Source organism: Microbispora sp. NPDC049633, from assembly GCF_040675265.1.
Classification (GTDB): Bacteria; Actinomycetota; Actinomycetes; order Streptosporangiales; family Streptosporangiaceae; genus Microbispora; species Microbispora maris.
Map to the genome: position 1 here is coordinate 139,968 of NZ_JBFAOO010000001.1, position 21,857 is coordinate 161,824.

A 21,857-nucleotide genomic window follows, 5' to 3' on the forward strand; every position below is an offset into this window, starting at 1 on the left:
CACATGCGGGTGCTTCAGGAGGGCGGAAACATTTGGGTCGCCTTGGCCGGTGTATCCCGGGTCGTGAACGGAACAGGACTGAGTGCGTCGAGGCGCTCGGCGAAGTCGGCCGCGAGACCGGTCAGGACCAGCATCCCGGCCTCCGTCTCCGACACGCGCTGATGCGCCGTGATCAGAGCGGTGATGCCGGTGCTGTCCCAGTAGGTCATCGCGGAAAGGTCGATCACCAGCCTCGGCGCCGGTGTGCCGGAGACGATCTCGCCGATCGCCGCCTTGATCTTGGGGGCCGCCTGCTCGTCGAGGGCGCCGTCCAGCTCCAGAACGGTGTGCGACTCGAGACGGCGCAGCCGTGGGGTGGCGGACGGCGACGCGGGCCCGGGGAGGGCGAAGTCGGCCGTGGCGAGGGTGCCGTCCGGGCCGGAGGCGATCGTGAACCGGTCCGACAGGTAGCGGGCGAGCCACAGCCCATGCCCGTGCCTGACCGGCCACGCGGCGGTGTCGTGCCCCGACGAGCCGGGGTCGCCGAGCTCGCACCGCAGCACGCCGCCGAACTGCCGGATCCTCGCCCGCCCGGTCCCCGAGCCGTGGAAGACCGCGTTGGTGGCGAGCTCGTGGACGGTGAGCACCAGGTCCACGGAGCGCCCGTGTGGGAGCCCGGCGTGGACGACGTGTGTCTGCAGCGTCTCCCGCAGGGGGTAGAGCGACCCGCGGTCGAACGCGTGGTCGAGGATCAGCACCGACGTTTCGGCATTCCGATCCCCGCTGCCGGGGCCCGAGGCGACGCGGGAGGCATGATTGGACGCGTCATCGCTCATGCGCGGTCACCAGGCTGATCCCAGGAATGCCCTGAGCACCGAGCAGCACGAACCGCGGCACGATGGCGGGGTTGCACCGCAGGACGACCGTACGGGCCGGCGCGAAACTCCGGGCCACGTCGATGATCGTCCGGGTGCAGGAGAGGTCGATGAAGGACAGCTCGGCCATGTTGATCGTGAGAGGGCCATCCGTCCTGATCGCCTCGCTCAACGCCATGGCCAGGGCGTCCTCGGCCGCCCGGTCGATCTGTCCCGCCATCCGGATGCCGGGTGGCGCGTACTGGCGGCAGATCCGCAGCAACGGGTCGTCGTAGTAGGTGGCCGCGGCGACCGCCCGGGTGTGAAACGGGGAGACCGAGGCGAGGGTGACCGGGTCGAAGCGTTCCCGGTCGTACTGGCACAGGACCGACACGCTGCTGTCCGAAAGGATCGTCGCGATCTTCTCCTCGAAGGCGGGCAGCTGCTCCACACCGTGGACCGGCCGCAGCGCCCAGCCCATGTCGAGGGCCACCCGAAGGCCGGAGTAGCCCTCGCGTGAGGTCAGCTCCATCTGGGAGCTCAGCCATCCCATCGCGTGATCCACGTTGAAGGCCTGTCCGGACAGCAGGCCCTCCTGAGAGGCGACGACGTCCATCTGTCCGTCGGCGGTGGCAGACCGCACGGCGATCCCGCGGCGGCTCAGCTCGGCCGCAGCTCCCTGGGGCTCCTCGCACAGCCAGACGACCCGCAGGCCTCCCGACAGCCCGTCACGTACGTACGCCGCGGTGAGGTCGAGCAGCTCTTCGGGCTCGCCGAAGGTCAGACACGCGTGATCGTTGATCGTCAAATCAGTGATCTGCACCTCGGCACTGACCGTCACCGCGCCACCATCCTCAGGCGGCCCCCCGCCCACCGCCTCATCGAGGTACCCATCGTAGTGACGGGCATACGTCAAGAATCGGTCTCGATGGCGCGGGCTACTGGGTGGCGCGGGCTACAGGTATGTCGGCGTACGACCGGTCCGGTGGCGGAACAGCCACCAGTTCCACGCCTGGGCGAGGAGCATCAGCGGCACCATCACCACGGCGGAGCCCACCAGGATCCGCAGCGTGGCCGCCTCCGCCATCGCCTCCGACAGGCGCAGGCCGGTGCCGGGAGCGCCGGAGGAGACCAGGACGAAGGGGTGCAGGCCCGCGCCGAGGGCGACGACGGGCAGGGCGGCCGCGCACGAGGTGGCGGCGAAGGCCCGGCCGGGGCGTCCCACGCGCAGCAGGGCCGCCCCCGCGAGGAGCGCGACCACCAGGGCCACGCCGGCCGCGAGCGCGGGCCGGGAGTTCACGACGGTGTGCCGCGCCGAGGAGAGGAACCCGGCGACGAGGACGGCCGCCGCCGCCCCGGTCGCCACGAACAGGGCACGCCGGCCGGCCCTCGCCGCCCGGGCGCCCGGCTCGCCGCCGGTTCGCCAGGCCAGGAAGGACGCGCCGTGCGCGAGGAACACCGCGGTGGTCGTGGCGCCGCACAGCAGCACGAAGGGGTCGAGCAGGTCGGCCGGGCCGAGGGAGAAGGCGTTGCCCGCGTCGAGCGGTACCCCGGCGAGCAGACGGCCCGTCACGAGCCCCCACCCCGCGGCGGGCATCAGCCCGCCCAGGAAGATCAACCCGTCCCAGATACGGCGCGCCGAGGCGCTCCGGTGGCGGCTCCGCACCTGCACGGCGGCGTTGCCGACGACGATCCCGGTCAGGATCGCCGCGAACAGGAAGTACATCCCGGACAGCAGCCGCCCTTCCAGGAAGGGGAAGGCGCCGAACAACACCCCCGCCGCGGCCACCAGCCAGACCTCGTTGCCGAGGAAGAAGGGGCCGAAGGCGTTGAGCAGTGCCCGGCGCTCACCGTCGTCGCGGCCGAGCGTGGGGGCGAGCAGCTGCACGCCGTAGTCCAGGCCGGCCAGGACGAAGTAACCGGCGAGCAGCAGCCCGAGCAGGGCCGGCCACACGAGTTGGAGAGTCACGGGCTCCTCTTGGCAGGTCGAGCCGCAGGTCGAACCACAGGCCGAGTCACAGGTCGGGTCACAGGTCGGGTCACGGGTCGGGCTACAGGGCGAGTCACGAATTGCGCTACAGGGCGAGCGACGTGGCGGGTCGCTCCGCGTGCCCGTCGCGAGGCGCGCCGCCCAGGTCGGTGTCGGCCGGGCCGCGGCGGGCGTACCGGATGATCAGTGCCCAGTCGGCGATCGCCAGGGCGAGGAACACCGAGCCGAACAGGACCAGGGACGTCAGCATCGAGCCGACGTGCGACCGCGCGGCGGCGGTCGTGAGCTCGCCGTACACCGCCCAGGGCTGACGCCCCACCTCGCGCAGCAGCCATCCGCCGAGCGCGGCGACGAAGGGCAGGGGAACCGCGACGAGCATCAGGTACGCCGCCGGGCGGAACCGGAGATACCAGTCCCGGTAGAGCAGGACCAGAGCCACGACGATCAGCAGGAGGATCAGGTAGCCGACGTCCTGCATGACGTCGAAGGCGGTGGCGATCCAGGCGGGCGGCCGGTAGTCGCCCGCGCCGAACCGCTGGACCAGTTGGGCCTGTACGTCCTCGACCCGCAGGGAACCGATGTCGTCGACGTGACCCCGCAGGGTCGCCGCCTTCATCGGCTGGGTCTCCACGAGCGTCGGGATCTGCACGAATCCGTAGTAGAGCGCCACGAACGCCGCGGGCGTCGCCACGAACAGGCCGAGGCGCAGCGAGGCCCGGAAGAACGCGCGCTCGGCCGTGCGCTTGAGGAAGTGGTAGGAGCTTACCCCCGCCATGAAGACCCCGCCGGTCATCAGGGCGGCGGCCGCGGCGTGCACCAGCGCGTTGATCGCGTTGGGGTTGGTGAGCATGGCCCCGAAGTCGGTGAGCCGGGCCACGCCGTCGCGCACCTCGTGTCCCACCGGGTGCTGCAGGAAGCCGTTGGCCACCATGATCCAGTACGTCGAGGCGTACGCGGTGAGCGTGACCAGCCAGATCAGTGTGACGTGCACCGCCTTCGGCAGCCTGCCCCAGCCGAAGATCCACATGCCGAGGAAGGTCGACTCGGCGAAGAAGGCGACGATCGTCTCGAGCGCGAGCGGAGCGCCGAAGACGTTGCCCGCGTACTCCGACAGCCCGCTCCAGGCGAGCCCGAACTGGAACTCCATGACCAGGCCGGTGACGATGCCCAGCACGTAGTTCACGACGTAGATCTGGCCCCAGAACCGGGTCATGCGCTCGGTGAGCGGCGAACCGCGGAGGGCGTGCCGGGTGTGCGTCACCGCGATCAGCGGGGCGAGCCCGAGGGTGAGCATCACGAACAGCCAGTGGAAGCCGGCCGTGGTCGCGAACTGCAGGCGCGCCAGCGTCTCGTCCGTCATCGGCGTCCGTCGTCCGTAGCCCGAAGGAGGGAGGCCCAGGACGCGTGGTGAAGCGACAAATCAGCCCTTTTCTCGCAAATCCCGCAAGAGTGGGACGGATCATATCTCTCCGCCACGTCTCGCCGGGAGCGAGGCCCTCGGCCCACCAGCCCGGCCCGACGGCTATTCGGGGTCGATGAGGAAGGTCTGTCCGGGCGCGGCGGCGCAGGGCCGTTCGACGGCCTCCGCTCCGGGGTCGCCGTCGACGGCGAGGCACCGGTCGCTCGACGCCGGGCGGATGCGGTAGCCGTCATCGCCGACGGGTTCGAGCCGGAATCGCTGGTTGGGCCTGGCGCCGGTGCAGTCGCTCCAGGGCTGCAGCATGCCCGCCGTGGGGCCCGCCGGGATCACCGTCAGGCAGCCGACGCCCTTCGCCGGGTCGGGGTGATCCCACTGCAGGTGGACCAGCCCGCCACCCGCCGGGGTGAGGAAGGTCCGCGGCGGGACCGCCGTGGCACAGGGACGTAGGACCGCGATCTCCGGATCGTACGGGACGTCCCTGGCCCGCCCCGCCGTCAGGCACAGGGACGGCTCGGCGGCCGGCCGCACGCGAACCCACCTGCCGGCCGCCGCCGGTCCGCCCGCCCCGGAGGCCGAACCGGACGGTGCCGGGGCGGCGGAGATCGACGAGGAGGGGCGGGAGGCCGCCTCCCCGCTGGACAATCGGCCGAACTGCCAGGCTCCGACCAGGCAGAGCAGGGCCGTGGCCGCGGTGCCCGCCACCAGTCTCCGGGCCGGGACATTCCGCCCGGAGGTCTCGCCCATTGGAGGCGAGGCCGGGACCCGGCCGGTGCTCCTCCCGCCCGCGTCGCCGTCCAGGAGTTCGGCCGGCCGGGAGACGTCAGGTCCCGGCGCCGCTGGCATCCCGGCGGAGGTCACGACGGGTGTCCCGCCCCCGGGCGCGCCAGGCGTGCCGCCGGGCAACGGGGTGGTCGTCTCGCGGGCGACGGCCAGGCGTCGGCGGGCGTCCACCCACTCGGCGACGGTGTCGTCGTCCTCCCCGCATGCCCGTACGAACGCGGCGAGCAGGTCTTCGCGCGGCAGATCCCGGCGACTGAGCGCGCCGGCCAGAGTGGCACGCGGCAGGACGTCGCCCACGGCTTCGGCGCGGCGTTCGAGCTGCCGGTAACTGCACCCGCTCCACGCCCGAAGCCGCCTCATCAGGGCGACGAACTCCGCGGGCGTGGCGGCGGTCCACGGCTGCGGCCGGGTGTCGGTCACGCTCACTCCATCCCGTAGATCCCCTGCGCTCCCACGGCAGCCTATGCACGCTCAGGACTGTCCGAGATCGTCCGGAACTGTCCGGGACACCGCCGATGTGTGGACGTGAGCTCGTATGCCGGGCCACGGTGGCTCTGCACAACGGCCCGTCGGCGCCTGAGCACGGAGGTGCTCGGGGGCGGCGTCGCGGGGGTGGGCCGCGGCGGCGGACGTGGCCGCCCATCCCGGCACCGAGTGGCGGCGCACGCATTCTCCGCGGCCGACCGGGCGCACGTCCGCCGCCACATCTCACCCGACATGAGGGATACGAACCGTGGGACGCGTAGTTCTGTCTGTTTTCACCACCCTTGACGGCGTGATCGAGAACCCGCACGAGTGGGCTTTCGGATTCGTCAGCGAGGACTCGATGAAGGCCGGCCTCGACCAGATCCGCGCGGCGCGGGCACTGCTCCTCGGACGGGTCACCTACGAGGGCTTCGCGGCCTCCTGGCCGTCGATGACCGACGAGGTGGGCTACGCCGACGCGATGAACACCCTGCCGAAGTACGTCGTGTCGACCACGCTGACCGAGGCCGGCTGGAACAACAGCACGATCATCGGTGCGGACGCCGCGGCGCGGATCGAGGCCCTGAAGAAGGAGGTGGACGGCGACATCCTCGTCTTCGGCAGTGCGGCGCTGGTGCGGTGGCTGCTGCGGGAGAACCTCCTCGACGAGATGCGTCTGGCCGTCTATCCCGTGCTCGCCGGCCGCGGCGCCCACCTGTTCGACGACGACTCCGCGGACCCCGCCTCGCTGCGGCTCGCCGGCACGCAGGCGTTCTCCTCCGGCGTGGTCCTGCTCACCTACGAGCCGACCGGCGAGGGCCTCGCCGACCCGGCCGCCGCACGCCGGGCGGCCGAGGCGAACGCCGGGGGGTGATCGAGCGCCGCCACGATTCCCCTCGTCGCACTCCGGGCGTCGCCAGAAGCCCGGACATCGACACGAGGGGTGGGCACGGCGGGTGCGCCGGCGGCGAACGCCGGCGCGGCCGGACGGGAGAGATGAAACCGGCCCTGAATTGTCATGCGGCCGGAAGGCTATCAAGAGGGAGAGGGCTTAGGTGCGATTCAGTTTATCCCGTATCAAATCAATGCTCAGCGTCAAGAGCTTGGCGGTGGTGGGCGCGGGCGTGGTCGCAGGCTCGACCATGATGCCCGCTGCAGCCGCCCATGCCGACTCCGTGAACAGGTGGGCGACCGCGAGCAACTACGGCTACGGCTACCTGTATCTTGAGATCATCAATTCGAGCATCGATCCGCTAGCCAGAGTCATCGCCTTTCCGTTGAACAGCTCGGCCAGCAACCAGGTGTGGTCGGACTGGCAGCAGTCCGACGGCTACTTCGCCATGGTGAACAACCACAGCGGTCTGGTCCTGGACAGGTGGGATTATCACAGCGGCCCTGGCAGCGACGGCGGATGCAGCAGCCCGATGCAATACTGGTGGGTCGACGAGCCCCAGCAGCATTGGGGTTACCGGACCGAATACAGTAATTACTACGGCCAGTGGTTCACAAAGTGGGTGAACAAGGCCGGTTGTTCGGGAGATCTGTATCAGGACACTCTCGGTGTCAACTTCTCCACAGCCGCGGGATACGGTCTCTGGACCACGCAGTTCCATGCGAACAACTGCGTTTACGGGAACAACGCGGGAATCTATCACCGGTGCTACTGGAGGAGGAACGGCCAATGACGCTTCAGCCGAGGAGAGCTGTCGCCGTCGGCGCCGCCACCGTGGCACTCGCGTCGATTTCCGCTGCAGCTTTCACCCTAACCCAGCTGTCCGCCGAGAACACGGCGGTGACCGCCGCCGTCGACCCCACCGTCGAGCCTTCGCCGCCTGCCGGCCCGTACCCGACATCCGCACCTCTCGGGGGAGAGGGCGAGCCTCCGCTGGGCGACATCGCGACGGTCCGCGACTCCAAGCATGTGGCGATGCCGCTCGATCCGTATCTCACTCCGATGAGCGACATCAAGCTCATCGACCAGGCTCGGGACATCGCATCCGCCGCGTGCATGAGGTCACTCGGCTTCACCGGTTGGACGTCCACCACCATCCGCACATGGAGCCCGGGAGATTATCGCGAGTCCGACGTCTTCGATTATCTGGATACGAAGGCCGCCGCCGATTCGGGGTATCCGCGCCTTCCGGCGGAGAGCGTGCCACGCGCTTTCACCGAGTCGAGACACGAACCCACCCTTGAGGAGAGAAAGGCGTTCGACGGGGCCGCGGACCGGACCCAGTCGGGGCGTGCCATCCCTGCGGGAGGATGTGCCGGCCAGGCGGACGACAAGCTCTACGGCACCATGAGAAAACTCCCCGCCGACCCTCGTGGTCTGGCCGTCGCCTCCCGTTCACGGGCCATGCGTGACAGCCGGGTGCGGGCGGCTCTGACCGCCTGGCGTGCCTGCATGCAGAATGCCGGCATCACCTCGTACGACCATCCGATCACTGCCCAGAACGACCCGAGGTGGCAGTCGCGCGCCGAAGGCGCGCCTGCGTCGGCGGAGGAGAAGCGGGTAGCCGCCGCCGATGCGAACTGCCAGGCAGAGGTGAATCTCGTGGGGATCTACAAGGCGGTCAGAGCCGCGTACGAACAGCGCATCCTCGACGGGAACAAGGGGAAGATCGCCGAATCCACACACATCTTCGAGGGCTGGGTGAGCAGGGCGAAGGCGCTCATCAAGGCCGGCTGAGAGAGCCGGCGACCGGCCGGACTGCTTCTCGGCCAGGATCCCCGCCGGCCCAGGCCCGAGCGACGATTCGCAGGAACGGCGGAGGAAAGGTGGGTTCTCCTCCGCCGTTCCGCTGGGGTTGTCCTGAGTCGCGCCGCGGGCTCAGCCGGGCGGCCTTCCATTCCAGCAGAGGGTTTCGCCCGATCGGATTTCGCGAAACACGCATGACGCGGACAGCGGGTCTTACGGTCAGCGTCTTTACAAGTGACGAATACGGAGGTTCGAGTGGCGATCGCCCGCCGGCCATATATCGCTCTTGTGTTGGCCGTGGTCACCGCCTTGTCCATGCCCGGTGTCGTAGGCGCGGCGGCTGCCGAGCCTCGGACGCCCGGAGAGGGCTCCACCCCGCAGCCGTCGGCGAAGGCCGTGGTCGAGCCGATGGGAGAGGTGACCGACCGCTCGTCGGTAGAGGCGTCGCAGCGCGACCGCGTGCTTCCCGGCGGGTGGCAGAGGTCGAAGGATCTCGCCCTCGCCACGACCGGCGACGCGACCGGCTTTCACGTGCTGGTCGCGGAGGCTCGCACCGGTTACCAGTGGCGAACGCTGGCGACCCTCAGCGAGCCGGGTATGGACACCGATCAGTGGATCGGGAACGCGTGCCTGACCGGATCGGGGAGCCACGTGATGGCGGTCTACGCTCCACGCCATTTCACCAACCGGCCCGAACTCTTCGCGCGGGGCGCCTTCGCCGCGGTCGTCGATGTCGCGAGCGGTGCCGTGACCAAACTCAAAGATCAAGTCACCCTGGCGTACTTCAATCCTGGCTGCGGCGCCGACGGCACGGTCGCGCTCACTCAGGGAGCGGACGAGAAGCACAGGAGCAGCAGGCTCCTTCGGGTGGACACAGGCGGGGGGAAGGTCACCGACGCAGTGGTGATCCCCGGGCAGATCACCTCAGCCGTGCCCTATGAGGACGGTTTCGCAGCCGCAAAAGGTGGCACGCTTGTGGCCGTCTCTGGTTCCGGGAAGGTGAAGGGCCTGGCCGAGGCCGCGTCAGTTCCTTTTGACGTGCACGTGGACGCGCAGGGAGGCGTGGCATTCACCGAGCAGGCCGCGGGCGGCGTGGCCGTCAGGTACTACTCCGGTGGCAGGACCAGGACGCTGGCCACGGGAAGGCTCGGGGAGCTGTCCGTCCGGGCCGGGAGTGACGGCAGGCTTTTCCTCCTGGGAGAGGCGGAAGACGTCCGTGGTCTTCCGCACAAGATGAGCCTCCTCACCGGCCCGGCCGCCGGCCAGGTCTCCTCGCAAGGGATGCTCGTCGTCAAGAGCGCGGCCCGGCGCGGCCTGCGCGAAGGCCTTCGAGGAGATCCCAAGGACACGGCGATCTCCGGAGTCAGCGGGGACAGCGGAGGAGCAGAACCGATCGACGTGGCGGCGGAGGTTCCCGCGACGAAGGCGAAGCTGGCCTTCCACGTGGCGCCGGAGGCGCGGCAGGCACCGAAGATCGGAACGGGAAGCGTCCTGAATCCCCGCCTCGCGGCGCTCACAGGGCGTGCCGCGAAGGCGACGTCCGGAGCATCGGCGGGCGCGATCGCCGCGGAGAACCCGGTCGACGACGGGTACACCTGCGCCGTCCCGCGCAACGACCCGAAGTCACAGGTGTACCAGCCGCACTGGCGCCAGGTCGAATGGGCCGTCGACCAACTGGTGCTGAAGCGCCTGACGCTGACGCGGCCTGCCAACTGGAAGGGCTCGGGGCTGCCGTCCTGGTCACCGCAGGCGATGTTCCCGGCGCACGATCTCCTGGGAGGAGGCCGGGTGCCGACGAACATCATGCTCGGCATCCTCGCCCAGGAGTCGAACCTCTGGCAGGCCCAGCGGAAGGTGCTTGAGGGCGAGACGGGTAACCCGCTGGTGGGCAATTACTACGGTGTCGACATCTACGACAGCGACCCCTCCAACGACTGGGCCATCGATTTCTCCAAGGCGGACTGCGGGTACGGCATATCGCAGCAGACCGACGGGATGCGCAAGGCCGGGTCCGAGCGGCCAGGGGAGACAGCGTGGCCGGCGGACAAGCAGAAGGCCGTGGCCCTGGACTATGTCACCAATATCGCGGCGGGCCTGCGCACGCTGACCGAGAAGTGGAACCAGATCTGGGCCGACACCAACGGCGCCGTGATCGCGAACAACGGAAACGCGGCGAAGCTGGAGAACTGGTATTTCGCCATCTGGGCCTACAACTCCGGCTGGCATCCGAAGGCGGAGGCCAACGGAAACGACGCGAACGGCCAGCCCAACAACGGCGCCTGGGGGGTCGGCTGGACCAACAACCCCTCCAATTCGTACTGGAGGCCCGGCCGTCATCCGTTCCTGGACGGCAACACGTACGCGGACGCGGCGACGCCGCAATACTGGCCCTACCAGGAGAAGGTGCTCGGTTGGGCAGCCTGGCCCATCACCAAGACCTACTGGGACACGACCCAGGGCAAATACCAGGATCAGGCCGGCTACAACGCCGCGTGGTGGAACCATACCGACTACCGTTCGGCCGTGGTCCCCGTCATCCAGAAGGTGAACGTCTTCGCGGTGGACCTCAACGCCTTCTGTGTCGCGCCCACGGGCGGAAGCGACGCGCACAACGATTGTCGGCCGGGGACGACGAACTACGAGGCCCCGTCCAGCAGCACGGCGGGCGCCTGCACCCGAGCCGATTTCAAGTGCTGGTGGCACCTGCCCAAGGCATGGAAGAGTGACTGCTCCGCCCAGTGCGGCAACGAAGGCACGATGCGCTACTCAGACGCTTCCTGGGCGTCCACGGAACGTGAGGAACCACGGGACTACTGGTATCCGTGTTCTACTCCTGGGCTGCCGTCCGGAGCCCGGATCGTCGACGACGTCCCCAGCACGGTGCCGGCCGTCCGCGGGGGCTGCGACAACACCGGCTGGACCAACTCCGGAAGCTTCTCCCTCGAATTCGCCCGCGACTCCCGTGGCCAGGTGCCCGCTAAGGCGGACTTCCAGCAACTCGGCAATGGTTTCGGCGGACACCAGTGGTTCGCCTACGTGCGGAACGCGAGCCACAACGGAGCCGTGATGAGAGTCATCGGCACCTGGACTCTGAATCAGCAATTGAACGGGGCAGCGCAGGTCTTCGTCCATCTGCCGGACCATTTCGGGTACACGAGGCAGGCGCGCTACGACGTGCACACCGCGCAGGGCATCAGATCGCGGGTGATCACGCAGCGTCCGGTGAAGGCGAATCCAGGACAGCAGGCGAACCGCTGGGTGTCGCTCGGCGTGTTCACCTTCTCCGGCACGGCAAAGGTCTCGCTGAGCACGCTCAACGGCGAGGGCACAGGAGACGAAAGCGTCGTCTTCGACGCTGTGGCCTTCGTTCCGACCAGCTGTCCGTGACGCTCCTCGGTTGCCGGGCAACCCGTTGCGGTCTCACAGGTTCTGTCATCGGCAGTTGAGCTGCCCATTCTGTTCACCACATCTCACAGCAGGCGGGCCATTTGTTATCTCCACGTCAAAGCCGTCTCCGAACCCGAGTGGTGGCGCTGGCGGTCACCAATGTGCTCGTGGCGTTCTTGCAGTCGCCCACGGCATCGAACGCTCTCGCGCAGCCGACGCCGACGCCGGCGCCGGCGGCCACGTCCGCCCACGTCGATACGCCCAGGCCGTACCGACCGGTAGAACGCCCCGAGAGCGAGCTGCACAAGAAGCTGGCGGCCCAGAAACCCGACTTCGGCGATGACGACCGGATCTCGAAAGCGTGGTCACGCGGTGAGATCGGGGTCGACGAGTACATCCGGAACACGATTTGGCGGGTCGCGGATCCGAGCCGACTTCCGAAGAAATTCAGATCCAACGAGAGGCTGTCCCATCGAGCGGGCCTCAGCCTGACCTATGCGCTCTCCCTGCTCGACGAAGCCTCGGCGGAGACGCAGGCCTGGGTGAAGAGCCTCGCCGTCAGACCCGTAGAGAACAAGGCGTCGTCCACGACAACGGCCACCCGGATCGATTGTGCGACGCCCTACATCCAGTTCGTGAACTGGTTCACCTGTAAGCGTTCCCTCTCGATAGGCCACGCCTTCGATATCTATTACAATATTGATGGGTTCTCTGTGAACCCCGACACCGGGGCATCGATGAACGGGATCCCGGATGTCGACGTGAGCCCGTCGAACGGTGTTCCGGATGCGATCGACAAGGTCGAGGCATCGCTCAGGACGGCTTGGTCGCAGTATCAGTCCATGGGCTACGGCCTTACCGGAAACCGCGTCGAGATATATATCGGGTTCGATTACAACGACAATCCCGGGCTGACCTTCCCCTTCGGGGACATTCTCGACGACCATGGCGGGCCGGTCATCTTCCTCCCCACGGATCCCGCCGAGTTCGAGGACCAGAACGGCAACCCCTACCGTAACGAGGACTGGTACACCTATCTGATCCGACACGAACTCTTTCATGCAGTGCAATATCATTACCTGCCGAACCTCCACTTCTTCGGTAACATCGTCTCGATCAACTGGTGGATGGAGGCGACCGCGGAGTGGGCGGTCAACGCCGTCTACCGTCAGGTCAGCCCGGCGGAGGCGGGATGGGGCGCCTACGCCAGGACTCTGGACTCATTCCTCGCCGGTCCCGGCGGCCCGGAAAGCGCGCTGAATTCGAGTGACGGTCTGGGCGGAAGCAGGCAGTACGGCGCCTTCATATTCGCCCAGTATCTGGTCGAGCGCGCCGGCACCACCGACTTCGTGCGGCGCACCTGGGAGGTGATGGACAGCAAGATGCCACTGGAGGCGATAGACCAGGTGCTGTCCGGTTACGGCCTCGATCTGAACAAGGAAGTGCAAGGATTTGCGGTGGCCAACTACCGGCTCACCGGAAAGACGGCCAATCTCTCCGCCTTCCTCGGCGCCGCGGACGGATACGCCAACGTGCATGCATCAGGTCTTTGGCGTAACGAACTCGACGGAAAGCGTCCCAAGCGGTCCGCGGAGAAAACCATGACCTGGGGCGGCTCGGCGAACGGGAGCACCATGATCTGGCACGGCGGTGCCTCCTACGTGGAGTTCACCCCGCCCCCCACCGGGAACGGCAGGCTGTCCGTCCGGGTTGAAGCGCCCGACCAAGGCGGAATCGACAGCGAGGTCGAGTTCCACTACTTCCTCGTGGCGTGGGACAACCTGTCTTCGATGACGCCGTTGCGATGGGCGCGTGCCGATGCCAGGGGAGACGATGAAACGCACGAACTGACCATCAAGATGAACGCAGGGGAGACAGCGACATTGATCGCGGTCCGCTCCGACCTCTGGCAGGAGTCGCAGAAGATCCCCAACGGCTACAGCATGGGGCAAGTCGTGAACTGGACCGCTTCCATGGCGGTGGAAGCCAATACGGGAATGAACGGCGCGTTGAACGCCATGTGGGCCGGCTATGCGAACAACGCCGGGTGCGCGGATTGGAGTGGCGGGGACGCCGCCCAGGCTGTGAAGCTGCCGTCGGGTAAGCGGGCCTGGTTCTTCTCGGACACTTTTCTCGGCGATCCCAGCAAGCGGTCGACCGGAAGCGACACCAGTTACATACGGAATTCTATCGTCGTTCAGGACGGATCTGCGTTGCGCACGATCACGGGAGGAAGCACCTGTCGTGAGACGAGTCCCAACGGGGATTTCTGGTCCCGATACGCGAAGACCCCGGTGGGCGAGGGCGGCCAGTACTGGACTGGAGATTCAAAGGTCGTCAACGAGAACGAGGTCGTCAAGTTCTACTACGAGGGGGTAGGGGACGAGAACACGCGAGGAGCGTACGCCAGGCTCTCGATCGCCGATCTGGAGACGAAGAGCGTGGCCGATGTCACGCCGACGAGACTACAGGAGTGTTCGGTCAGGAATCCGTACCCCATCATCTGGGGTGCCTCCCTTTTGGACCACGACGGGTACACCTATATATACGGCTGGGAGGCGGACGGCAGTAGTGCCGAGAAATCACTTTTCCTCGCTCGTACCCCTGTCAGCGGCGACCTTGGCGACCAGAGCCGCTGGCGGTACTTCGCTGGCACGGGCAGCGACGGATCCGCTCAGTGGGCGGTATCGTGCGCCACGTCCAAACCGTTGCAACCCAAAGTGGAGATAGATTTCAGTGTCGTCCACATCAACGGCTTGTTCTGGCTGGTGCGTCACACACCCGCGTCCCAGGCCCCCGGGAAGATAGTCGCCCTGCCTTCCCGAAGCGCTTGGGGATTCGGGTCCGAGCAGATAGATCTTTATACGCCTCCCGAGACCAAGACGAATCCCGCATATTCCGCTGTATATGGAGCGAGAGTCCAGGCGGGCGTGCTGCCGGACAACAGCAGGGTCCTTATCTCGTACACGGTGAGCACGAGCACCACGAATGTGAGCTGCTGGACGCGCGGATATTATTTCCCGGACAACCAGTATCCGCGCTTCATCGATGTTCCCATCAGCCAGTTCTTCTCCACGAAGATCCCCTAGAAGCTGCCGTCGAGGATTCCGGCTGCGGAGCGTGCTTCGCAGGGCGTTGTGGGCGAACTGGGAGGGTCGCAGGCGAACTCCGCCGCCGCGACCCGGCTCAGGGGCGCAGCCGGGTCGCGGCGGCGTACAGGGTGAGGGAGACGGCGGCCCAGGCCAGGGTGGCGGCCGTGAGGGACAGCCACAGCGGCCAGACGGCCACCGTGGTCGTCACCACGACGGCGAAGCCGATCAGGCCGAGGGCGCCGAAGGCCGCCCCCCACAGCTCCTGCCCGGCCTGGCGTACGCCGTCCTCCTTGGCGATGAGGGTGACGCTCGCGAGGAGGATCGCCGGGAACGCGAGGAAGAGCCCGCCGGCACGCGGGCCGGCCAGCACCGACACCACGCCGGCCAGCGCCGACACCCCGGCGCCGAACGCGAACCGGACCACCCAGTCGCGCGGGGGCGGCCGCCTGAGCTCGCCGACGCGCAGCCGCACTTTCTCACCGCCGCCTCGAGATCGGCCGTCACCTCGAGATCGGCCGCCGTCTCGAGATCGGCCGTCACCATCAACTCGGTCGTCGCCATCAGATCGGCCGTGGCCATGGGGCCGGCCGCCGTCACGATCGGCGCTCACGGTTCCGGCGCCAGCGCGTACCCTGCGGCCACCGTGGCGCCCCAGACCGCGAGCGCGGCCAGCGCTCCTCGCCAGGCGCCCCACCTGCCCAGAAGGGGAGCGGCGACCAGGCAGTAGAGCACGAAACCGGCCGCGCCGATCCACATGCCGCGGGCCGAGGCGAGGACGTCCGGAATGCCGGCGAAGCCCGCGGTGACGATGAGGCTCGCCAGGGCCACGGAAGGAGCGGCGCTGAAGACCCCGGCGAGCCGCTTGGGCGTCAGCGTCTCGGCCAGCGCCGCGAAGGCCAGCACGAACACGCCGCCGGCCAGGGCCTTCAGGACGACCTCCAGGATCACGCCACTTCCGTCGTCCACGCCGCGTCCCCTCCCCGGAGCCGACACAGGTGTTCGGGGGGCGCCGCTCGCCGGTTGAACCGCGTTGATTTCCGGCACGTGCACGCCCGAAACCCCCGGCGTGGCACGCGTACAGGGGGCGTCAATACTCGGTGCGAACCCGTATGGAAGCCGTCAAGAGCGGTCATATGCCCCCGATCTCGGACTTTGCTTGTGCTGAGAGTGCCGCGGCAATCACAACCGAGGAGTGGGCATGGCGGACGTCGTCTTCGTCGCCCTGACGATCGCGGTCTTCATGATCGTCGGGCTCGTCGTACGGGCGGTGGAGCGCCTGTGAGCGTGGTCAACGCCGTGGGCCTCGGAGTGGCCGCGGCGCTGCTGGTGTTCATGGTGGCGGCCCTGTTGTTCCCGGAGCGCTTCTGATGGGCGCGGCAGCGGCAGGGGCCGTGCTCGTGCTGTCGGCCGTCGCGGTGCTCGCCGTCGTCTACCTGCTGCTGGGCGACTACCTCTACCGGGTCTACACCGGCACCCGGCACAGCGCGGCCGAGCGGCTCGTCTACCGCCTGATCGGCGTGCGTCCGGACGCAGAGCAGCCCTGGGCGGTCTACGCACGCGCCCTGCTGGCCTTCTCCACGGTCTCGGTGCTGGTCGTGTACGGCATGCAGCGCCTGCAGGACAGGCTGGTCCTCGGCCTCGGACGGCCCCCGGTCCCCGCCCACGTCGCCTGGAACACGGCCGTCAGCTTCGTGACGAACACCAACTGGCAGGCGTACCCGGGCGAGACGGTGATGGGTCACCTGGTGCAGATGGCCGCCCTGGCGGTGCAGAACTTCGTCTCGGCGGCGGCCGGCATGGCCGTGGCGGTCGCGCTCGTGCGGGGGTTCGCCCGCAGGCAGGCCGACACCATCGGCAACTTCTGGGTGGACCTCGTGCGCGGCACGTTCCGGGTCCTGCTCCCGATCGCGTTCGTCGCCGCGCTGGTGCTGGTCGCCGGTGGCGTGGTGCAGAACCTCGCGTCACCGCACACGGTGACGACGCTGACCGGCGCCACCCAGGCGATCCCCGGGGGCCCGGTGGCGAGCCAGGAGGCGATCAAGGAGCTCGGCACCAACGGCGGCGGTTTCTACAACGCCAACTCCGCCCATCCCTTCGAGAACCCGGCCGGATGGACGAACTGGCTGCAGATCGTCCTGCTCCTGGCGATCCCGATCGCGCTGCCGCGCACCTTCGGCCGGATGGTCGGCCAGGTGCGGCAGGGCCACGCGATCCTCGCCGTCATGGCGGTGATCGCCCTGGTGAGCGTGCTGCTGACGAACGTCTTCGAGCTCTCCGGCGGGGCCACGGTCCCCCGGGCGGCCGGCGCGGCGATGGAGGGCAAGGAGGTCCGCTTCGGCGTGCCCGGCTCCGCGACGTTCGCCGCCGCCACCACGCTGACCTCGACCGGCGCCACCGACGCCGCCCACGACTCCTTCACGCCGCTCGGCGGCATGATGACGATGCTGAACATGATGCTCGGCGAGGTCGCGCCCGGCGGCGCCGGTTCCGGCCTGTACGGCATCCTGGTGCTGGCGGTGATCACCGTGTTCGTCGCCGGTCTGATGGTGGGCCGTACGCCGGAGTATCTGGGCAAGAAGATCGGCGCACGCGAGATCAAGCTGGCCTCGCTCTACTTCCTGGTCACCCCGGCCCTCGTGCTCGCCGGCACGGCCGCGGCGATGGGCAACCGGGCCGGTCTCGCGGCCATGCTGAACGGCGGGCCGCACGGGCTGTCGGAGATCCTCTACGCGTTCACCAGCGCGGCGGGCAACAACGGCTCGGCCTTCGCCGGGATCTCGGCGGGCACGCCCTGGTGGTGCGTCGCGCTCGGCCTGTGCATGGCCTTCGGCCGGTTCCTGCCGATCGTCTTCATCCTCGCCCTGGCCGGGTCGCTGGCCCGGCAGGCGCCGGTGCCGGTCTCCGCCGGGACGCTGCCCACCCACCGCGCGCAGTTCGTCGGGATGGTGGCCGGAGTCACGGTCGTCCTCGTCGCCCTCACGTTCCTGCCGGCCCTCGCGCTCGCGCCGCTCGCGGAAGGACTGTCCTGATGCCGAAGTCAGCGCGGCGCGTGAGCGGCGGGATCGGCGGCGGCCTGCTCGATCCCCGGCAGCTGGTGCGGTCGCTGCCCGATGCCGTACGCAAGCTGAACCCGGCGACGCTGTGGCGCAACCCGGTCATGTTCGTCGTCGAGATCGGCGCGTTCCTCACCACGGGCCTGGCGATCGCGGACCCTTCGGTGTTCGCCTGGGCGATCACGGTCTGGCTGTGGCTGACCGTGCTGTTCGCCACCTTGGCGGAGGCGGTGGCCGAGGGCCGCGGCAAGGCCCAGGCCGCCACGCTGCGGGCGGCCAAGCGCGACACCGTGGCCCGGCGCCTGCCCGACCCGCGCGACCCCGCCCGATGGGAGGTCGTCGGCGCCCAGGAGCTGCGCCAGGGCGACCATGTGGTCGTCGAGGCCGGAGAGGTCATCCCGGGCGACGGCGACGTGATCGAGGGCATCGCCAGCGTCGACGAGTCGGCGATCACCGGGGAGTCCGCGCCGGTGATCCGCGAGTCCGGCGGCGACCGCTCGGCCGTCACCGGCGGCACGAAGGTCCTGTCGGACCGGATCATCGTACGGATCACGCAGAAGCCCGGCGAGAGCTTCGTCGACCGGATGATCGCCCTGGTCGAGGGTGCGGACCGGCAGAAGACCCCCAACGAGATCGCGCTGAACATCCTGCTGGCCGCGCTCACGATGATCTTCCTGGTCGCCGCGGTGACCATGCAGCCGATGGCGATCTACTCCAAGGCCCAGAACCCGGGCGTACCGAACACGCCCGCGCTCGGCGCCGACGGGGTGAGCGGGGTGGTGCTCGTGTCGCTGCTGGTCTGCCTGATCCCGACCACGATCGGGGCGCTGCTGTCGGCCATCGGGATCGCGGGCATGGACCGTCTGGTGCAGCGCAACGTGCTGGCGATGAGCGGGCGGGCGGTGGAGGCCGCGGGTGACGTCACCACCCTGCTCCTCGACAAGACCGGCACGATCACCCTCGGCAACCGGCAGGCGTCGCAGTTCGTCCCGGCCGAGGGCGTCCCCGGGCTCGACCTGGCCGAGGCGGCGCAGCTGGCGAGCCTCGCCGACGAGACCCCCGAGGGGCGTTCGATCGTCGTCCACGCGAAGCACGCCTACGACCTGCGCGAACGTCAGCCGGGGGAGCTCGCCCACGCGGAGTGGATCGCCTTCACCGCCCAGACCCGCATGTCCGGGGTGAACGTGGACGGACGGCAGGTCCGCAAGGGCGCCGCGACCTCGGTGATGAAGTGGGTGCGGGACAACGGCGGCCATCCCACCGGGCAGGTCGGGCACCTGGTGGACGGGATCTCCGCCTCCGGCGGCACGCCACTGGTGGTCGGCGAGGTCAGCGGCGGCACGGCCCGGGTGCTCGGCGTGATCCATCTCAAGGACGTGGTCAAGCAGGGCATGCGGGAGCGGTTCGACGAGATGCGCCGGATGGGCATCCGCACCGTGATGATCACCGGGGACAACCCGATGACCGCCGGCGCCATCGCCAGGGAGGCCGGGGTGGACGACTTCCTGGCCGAGGCGACCCCCGAGGACAAGCTCGCGCTCATCCGCAAGGAGCAGGAGGGCGGGCGGCTGGTCGCGATGACCGGAGACGGCACCAACGACGCACCAGCGCTGGCGCAGGCCGACGTGGGGGTGGCGATGAACACCGGCACCTCGGCCGCCAAGGAGGCCGGGAACATGGTCGACCTCGACTCCAACCCGACCAAGCTCATCGAGATCGTCGAGATCGGCAAGCAACTGCTGATCACCAGGGGGGCGCTGACCACGTTCTCGATCGCCAACGACATCGCGAAGTATTTCGCGATCATCCCGGCCATGTTCGCGGCGGTCTATCCCGGCCTGGGCGCGCTGAACGTGATGCGGCTGCACAGCCCGCAGTCGGCCGTCCTGTCCGCGGTGATCTTCAACGCGCTGGTCATCGTGGCGCTGATCCCCCTCGCCCTGCGCGGGGTGCGTTACCGGCCCTCCAGCGCGTCCACGCTGCTCAGCCGCAACCTCTGCCTGTACGGCCTGGGCGGCGTCGTCGCGCCGTTCGCCGGAATTAAGATCATCGACCTGCTGGTCCGGTTCCTCCCGGGGATGTCCTGATGGCTGGAGACGTGATGGAACGCCTGCCGAACACGCTCCGCCGGCACCTCGCGGCGGTCCGCGCCGTCGCCCTGCTCACGCTGATCCTGGGTGTCCTGTATCCCCTGCTGGTGACCGGGGTCGCCCAACTTCTCCTGCCCCACCGCGCCGGCGGCTCGATCGTCCGCGCGGACGGCAGGGACGTGGGCAGCGCCCTCGTCGGCCAGTCCTTCGCCGACCGGTACGGCCGCCCGGTGCGCGGATACTTCCAGAGCCGCCCCTCGGCGGGCGGCTACGACCCGGCGGCCTCGGGAGCGAGCAACCTCGGCCCGCAGGACGTCGTCGACCGGCTGCCCGACCCCCACGGGACCGGCGAGGCCGCGCGGAAGGGCAGGGTCTCCCTGCTCACCCAGGTGTGCGCGCGCTCGAAGGCGGTCGGCGAGCGGGAAGGCGTCAGCGGGGCCAGGCCGTACTGCACCGCGGACGGTGCAGGGGCGGTGCTGAAGGTCTTCCCCGCCGTCGGCAGGCCCACAAGGGTCGTCAGCGTCAACCAGGCGTGCCCGGCCGTGCCGTTCGTCGCCACGTACCAGGGCGTGAAGGTCGAGTGCGGCAGGCCCGGCGAAAACTATTCGCCGGGGCGTACGGTGCCTGTTCGGGGGCCGGCGCGTGGGAACGCCGAGGCGGTCGTCCCGCCGGACGCGGTGACGGCGAGCGGCAGCGGCCTCGACCCGCACATCTCCGTCGTGTACGCCGAGCTGCAGGCCCCCCGGGTGGCGAGGGAACGCGGGCTGGACGTGCGCCGGGTGCGCACACTGATCCAAGAGCACACGACCGGGCGTGCCCTCGGTTTCCTGGGGGAGCCCGGGGTGAACGTGCTGGAGCTCAATCTGGCCCTCGACAGGGAGAGGTGAGCGGCCATGCCACGCGGGCGGCTGCGGATCTACCTCGGCGCGGCACCCGGGGTCGGCAAGACGTACGCGATGCTCTGCGAGGGCCACCGCCGCAGGGAGCGCGGCACGGACGTCGTGGTCGGCCTCGTGGAGACCCACGGCCGCGTACGGACCGCGCAGCTGCTGGAGGGACTGGAGATCGTCCCCCGCAGGAGCGTGACGTACCGGGGGGCGGCCTTCTCCGAGCTGGACGTGGACGCGGTCGTCGCCCGGCGCCCGCGGGTCGCCCTGGTCGACGAGCTGGCGCACACCAACGTGCCGGGCTCGCGCAACGCCAAGCGCTGGCAGGACGTCGACGAGCTCCTCGACGCCGGGATCGACGTGATCTCCACGGTGAACATCCAGCACCTGGAGTCGGTCAACGACGTCGTGCGGCACATCACCGGCGTCCCGCAGCGCGAGACCGTGCCCGACGAGGTCGTACGGCGGGCCGACCAGATCGAGCTGGTCGACATGTCCCCGGAGGCGCTGCGGCGGCGGCTCGCGCACGGCAACGTGTACACGCCGGAGAAGGTGGACGCCGCCCTCGCCAACTACTTCCGCGTCGGCAACCTCACCGCGCTGCGCGAGCTGGCCCTGCTGTGGCTCGCCGACGAGGTGGACGAGCAGCTCGACCGCTACCGCGCCGAGCACGGCATCGCCGACACGTGGGAGGCGCGCGAACGGGTCGTCGTCGCGCTCACCGGGGGACCCGAGGGCGACACCCTCGTGCGGCGGGCGGCCCGCGTCGCCGCCCGGACCAAGGGCGCGGACCTGCTCGCCGTCCACGTCACCCGCGCCGACGGGCTCGCCGGCGGCGACCCGGCGCTGCTGGCGCGCCAGCGCGCCCTCGTGGAGAGCATGGGCGGCACCTACCACCAGGTGGTGGGCGACGACGTGCCGCGGGCGCTGCTGGAGTTCGCCCGCGGCGTCAACGCCACCCAGCTCGTGCTCGGCGCCTCCCGGCGCGGCCGGTTCGCCCAGATCCTCAGCAGGGGGGTGGGCGTCGAGACGACCGCGCGGTCCGGCTCGATCGACGTCCACATGATCACTCACGAGCACGTCAACAAGGGAAGGGAGCGCCCGCGAGGGTCGCGGGCGGCGCTCACCCGGCGGCGCAGGCTGGCGGGATGGGCCGTCGCCG

The 21,857-nt window shown here is 69.2% G+C and carries 17 protein-coding genes; 10 read left to right on the forward strand and 7 right to left on the reverse strand.

What is annotated here, in order from left to right; translation table 11 throughout:
• Nucleotides 1-14: 14 nt before the first annotated feature.
• From AB0J39_RS00700 to AB0J39_RS00720, 5 genes are all read right to left on the reverse strand, one after another.
• Complete coding sequence (locus AB0J39_RS00700) at nucleotides 15-815, reverse strand: STAS domain-containing protein (RefSeq protein ID WP_363460297.1); 801 nt, start codon at nucleotides 813-815, stop codon at nucleotides 15-17.
• Nucleotides 805-1,674, reverse strand: a complete 870-nt coding sequence (locus AB0J39_RS00705; protein ID WP_363460299.1) for an MEDS domain-containing protein — start codon at nucleotides 1,672-1,674, stop codon at nucleotides 805-807. Before AB0J39_RS00705 ends, AB0J39_RS00700 begins: the two co-directional genes overlap by 11 nt.
• A gap of 114 nt (nucleotides 1,675-1,788) precedes the next feature.
• A complete protein-coding gene (cydB, locus tag AB0J39_RS00710) occupies nucleotides 1,789-2,802 on the reverse strand; it encodes a cytochrome d ubiquinol oxidase subunit II (RefSeq protein WP_363460301.1) in 1,014 nt (337 codons plus the stop codon).
• 106 nt (nucleotides 2,803-2,908) lie between these two features.
• Complete coding sequence (locus AB0J39_RS00715; RefSeq protein ID WP_363460303.1) at nucleotides 2,909-4,183, reverse strand: cytochrome ubiquinol oxidase subunit I; 1,275 nt, start codon at nucleotides 4,181-4,183, stop codon at nucleotides 2,909-2,911.
• 162 nt (nucleotides 4,184-4,345) lie between these two features.
• Complete coding sequence (locus AB0J39_RS00720) at nucleotides 4,346-5,443, reverse strand: RICIN domain-containing protein (RefSeq protein ID WP_363460305.1); 1,098 nt, start codon at nucleotides 5,441-5,443, stop codon at nucleotides 4,346-4,348.
• Nucleotides 5,444-5,756: 313 nt separating this feature from the next.
• On the opposite strand from AB0J39_RS00720, the gene AB0J39_RS00725 reads away from it, so the two are divergent.
• The 5 genes from AB0J39_RS00725 (at nucleotide 5,757) to AB0J39_RS00745 (ending at nucleotide 14,662) form a co-directional block, all read left to right on the forward strand.
• Nucleotides 5,757-6,362, forward strand: coding sequence for a dihydrofolate reductase family protein (locus tag AB0J39_RS00725; protein WP_363460307.1), 606 nt, complete (start codon nucleotides 5,757-5,759; stop codon nucleotides 6,360-6,362).
• A 211-nt stretch (nucleotides 6,363-6,573) separates the two neighbouring features.
• Nucleotides 6,574-7,173 carry a hypothetical protein gene (locus tag AB0J39_RS00730; protein WP_363460309.1) on the forward strand — a complete coding sequence of 200 codons (600 nt, stop codon included), beginning with the start codon at nucleotides 6,574-6,576 and terminating at the stop codon, nucleotides 7,171-7,173.
• Complete coding sequence (locus AB0J39_RS00735) at nucleotides 7,170-8,177, forward strand: hypothetical protein (protein WP_363460311.1); 1,008 nt, start codon at nucleotides 7,170-7,172, stop codon at nucleotides 8,175-8,177. Before AB0J39_RS00730 ends, AB0J39_RS00735 begins: the two co-directional genes overlap by 4 nt.
• A gap of 264 nt (nucleotides 8,178-8,441) precedes the next feature.
• Nucleotides 8,442-11,573 carry a hypothetical protein gene (locus tag AB0J39_RS00740; protein ID WP_363460313.1) on the forward strand — a complete coding sequence of 1,044 codons (3,132 nt, stop codon included), beginning with the start codon at nucleotides 8,442-8,444 and terminating at the stop codon, nucleotides 11,571-11,573.
• Nucleotides 11,574-11,710: 137 nt separating this feature from the next.
• Nucleotides 11,711-14,662 (forward strand): hypothetical protein, encoded by a 2,952-nt coding sequence (locus AB0J39_RS00745; RefSeq protein ID WP_363460315.1) that lies wholly within the window; start codon nucleotides 11,711-11,713, stop codon nucleotides 14,660-14,662.
• A gap of 97 nt (nucleotides 14,663-14,759) precedes the next feature.
• Here AB0J39_RS00745 and AB0J39_RS00750 read toward each other — a convergent pair whose 3' ends face one another.
• Nucleotides 14,760-15,137: a DUF3147 family protein gene (locus AB0J39_RS00750; RefSeq protein ID WP_363460317.1), complete on the reverse strand. Its 378-nt coding sequence runs from the start codon at nucleotides 15,135-15,137 to the stop codon at nucleotides 14,760-14,762.
• A 134-nt stretch (nucleotides 15,138-15,271) separates the two neighbouring features.
• The gene (locus tag AB0J39_RS00755; protein WP_363460319.1) at nucleotides 15,272-15,631 is read right to left on the reverse strand and encodes a hypothetical protein; all 360 of its coding nucleotides are present in this window, start codon (nucleotides 15,629-15,631) and stop codon (nucleotides 15,272-15,274) included.
• A 312-nt stretch (nucleotides 15,632-15,943) separates the two neighbouring features.
• On the opposite strand from AB0J39_RS00755, the gene AB0J39_RS00760 reads away from it, so the two are divergent.
• The 5 genes from AB0J39_RS00760 to AB0J39_RS00780 all read left to right on the forward strand — a co-directional run.
• On the forward strand, nucleotides 15,944-16,033 hold the full coding sequence (locus tag AB0J39_RS00760; RefSeq protein WP_169983891.1) for a potassium-transporting ATPase subunit F: 90 nt from the start codon (nucleotides 15,944-15,946) through the stop codon (nucleotides 16,031-16,033).
• Complete coding sequence (gene kdpA / locus AB0J39_RS00765) at nucleotides 16,033-17,694, forward strand: potassium-transporting ATPase subunit KdpA (protein WP_363460322.1); 1,662 nt, start codon at nucleotides 16,033-16,035, stop codon at nucleotides 17,692-17,694. Before AB0J39_RS00760 ends, kdpA begins: the two co-directional genes overlap by 1 nt.
• A complete protein-coding gene (gene kdpB / locus AB0J39_RS00770) occupies nucleotides 17,694-19,805 on the forward strand; it encodes a potassium-transporting ATPase subunit KdpB (protein WP_363460324.1) in 2,112 nt (703 codons plus the stop codon). The genes kdpA and kdpB overlap by 1 nt, the downstream gene beginning before the upstream one ends.
• A 14-nt stretch (nucleotides 19,806-19,819) precedes the next feature.
• Nucleotides 19,820-20,695: a potassium-transporting ATPase subunit C gene (locus AB0J39_RS00775; protein WP_363460337.1), complete on the forward strand. Its 876-nt coding sequence runs from the start codon at nucleotides 19,820-19,822 to the stop codon at nucleotides 20,693-20,695.
• Between the two features lie 6 nt (nucleotides 20,696-20,701).
• On the forward strand, nucleotides 20,702-21,857 hold a 1,156-nt coding region (locus AB0J39_RS00780; protein ID WP_363460326.1), incomplete at its 3' end, for a universal stress protein.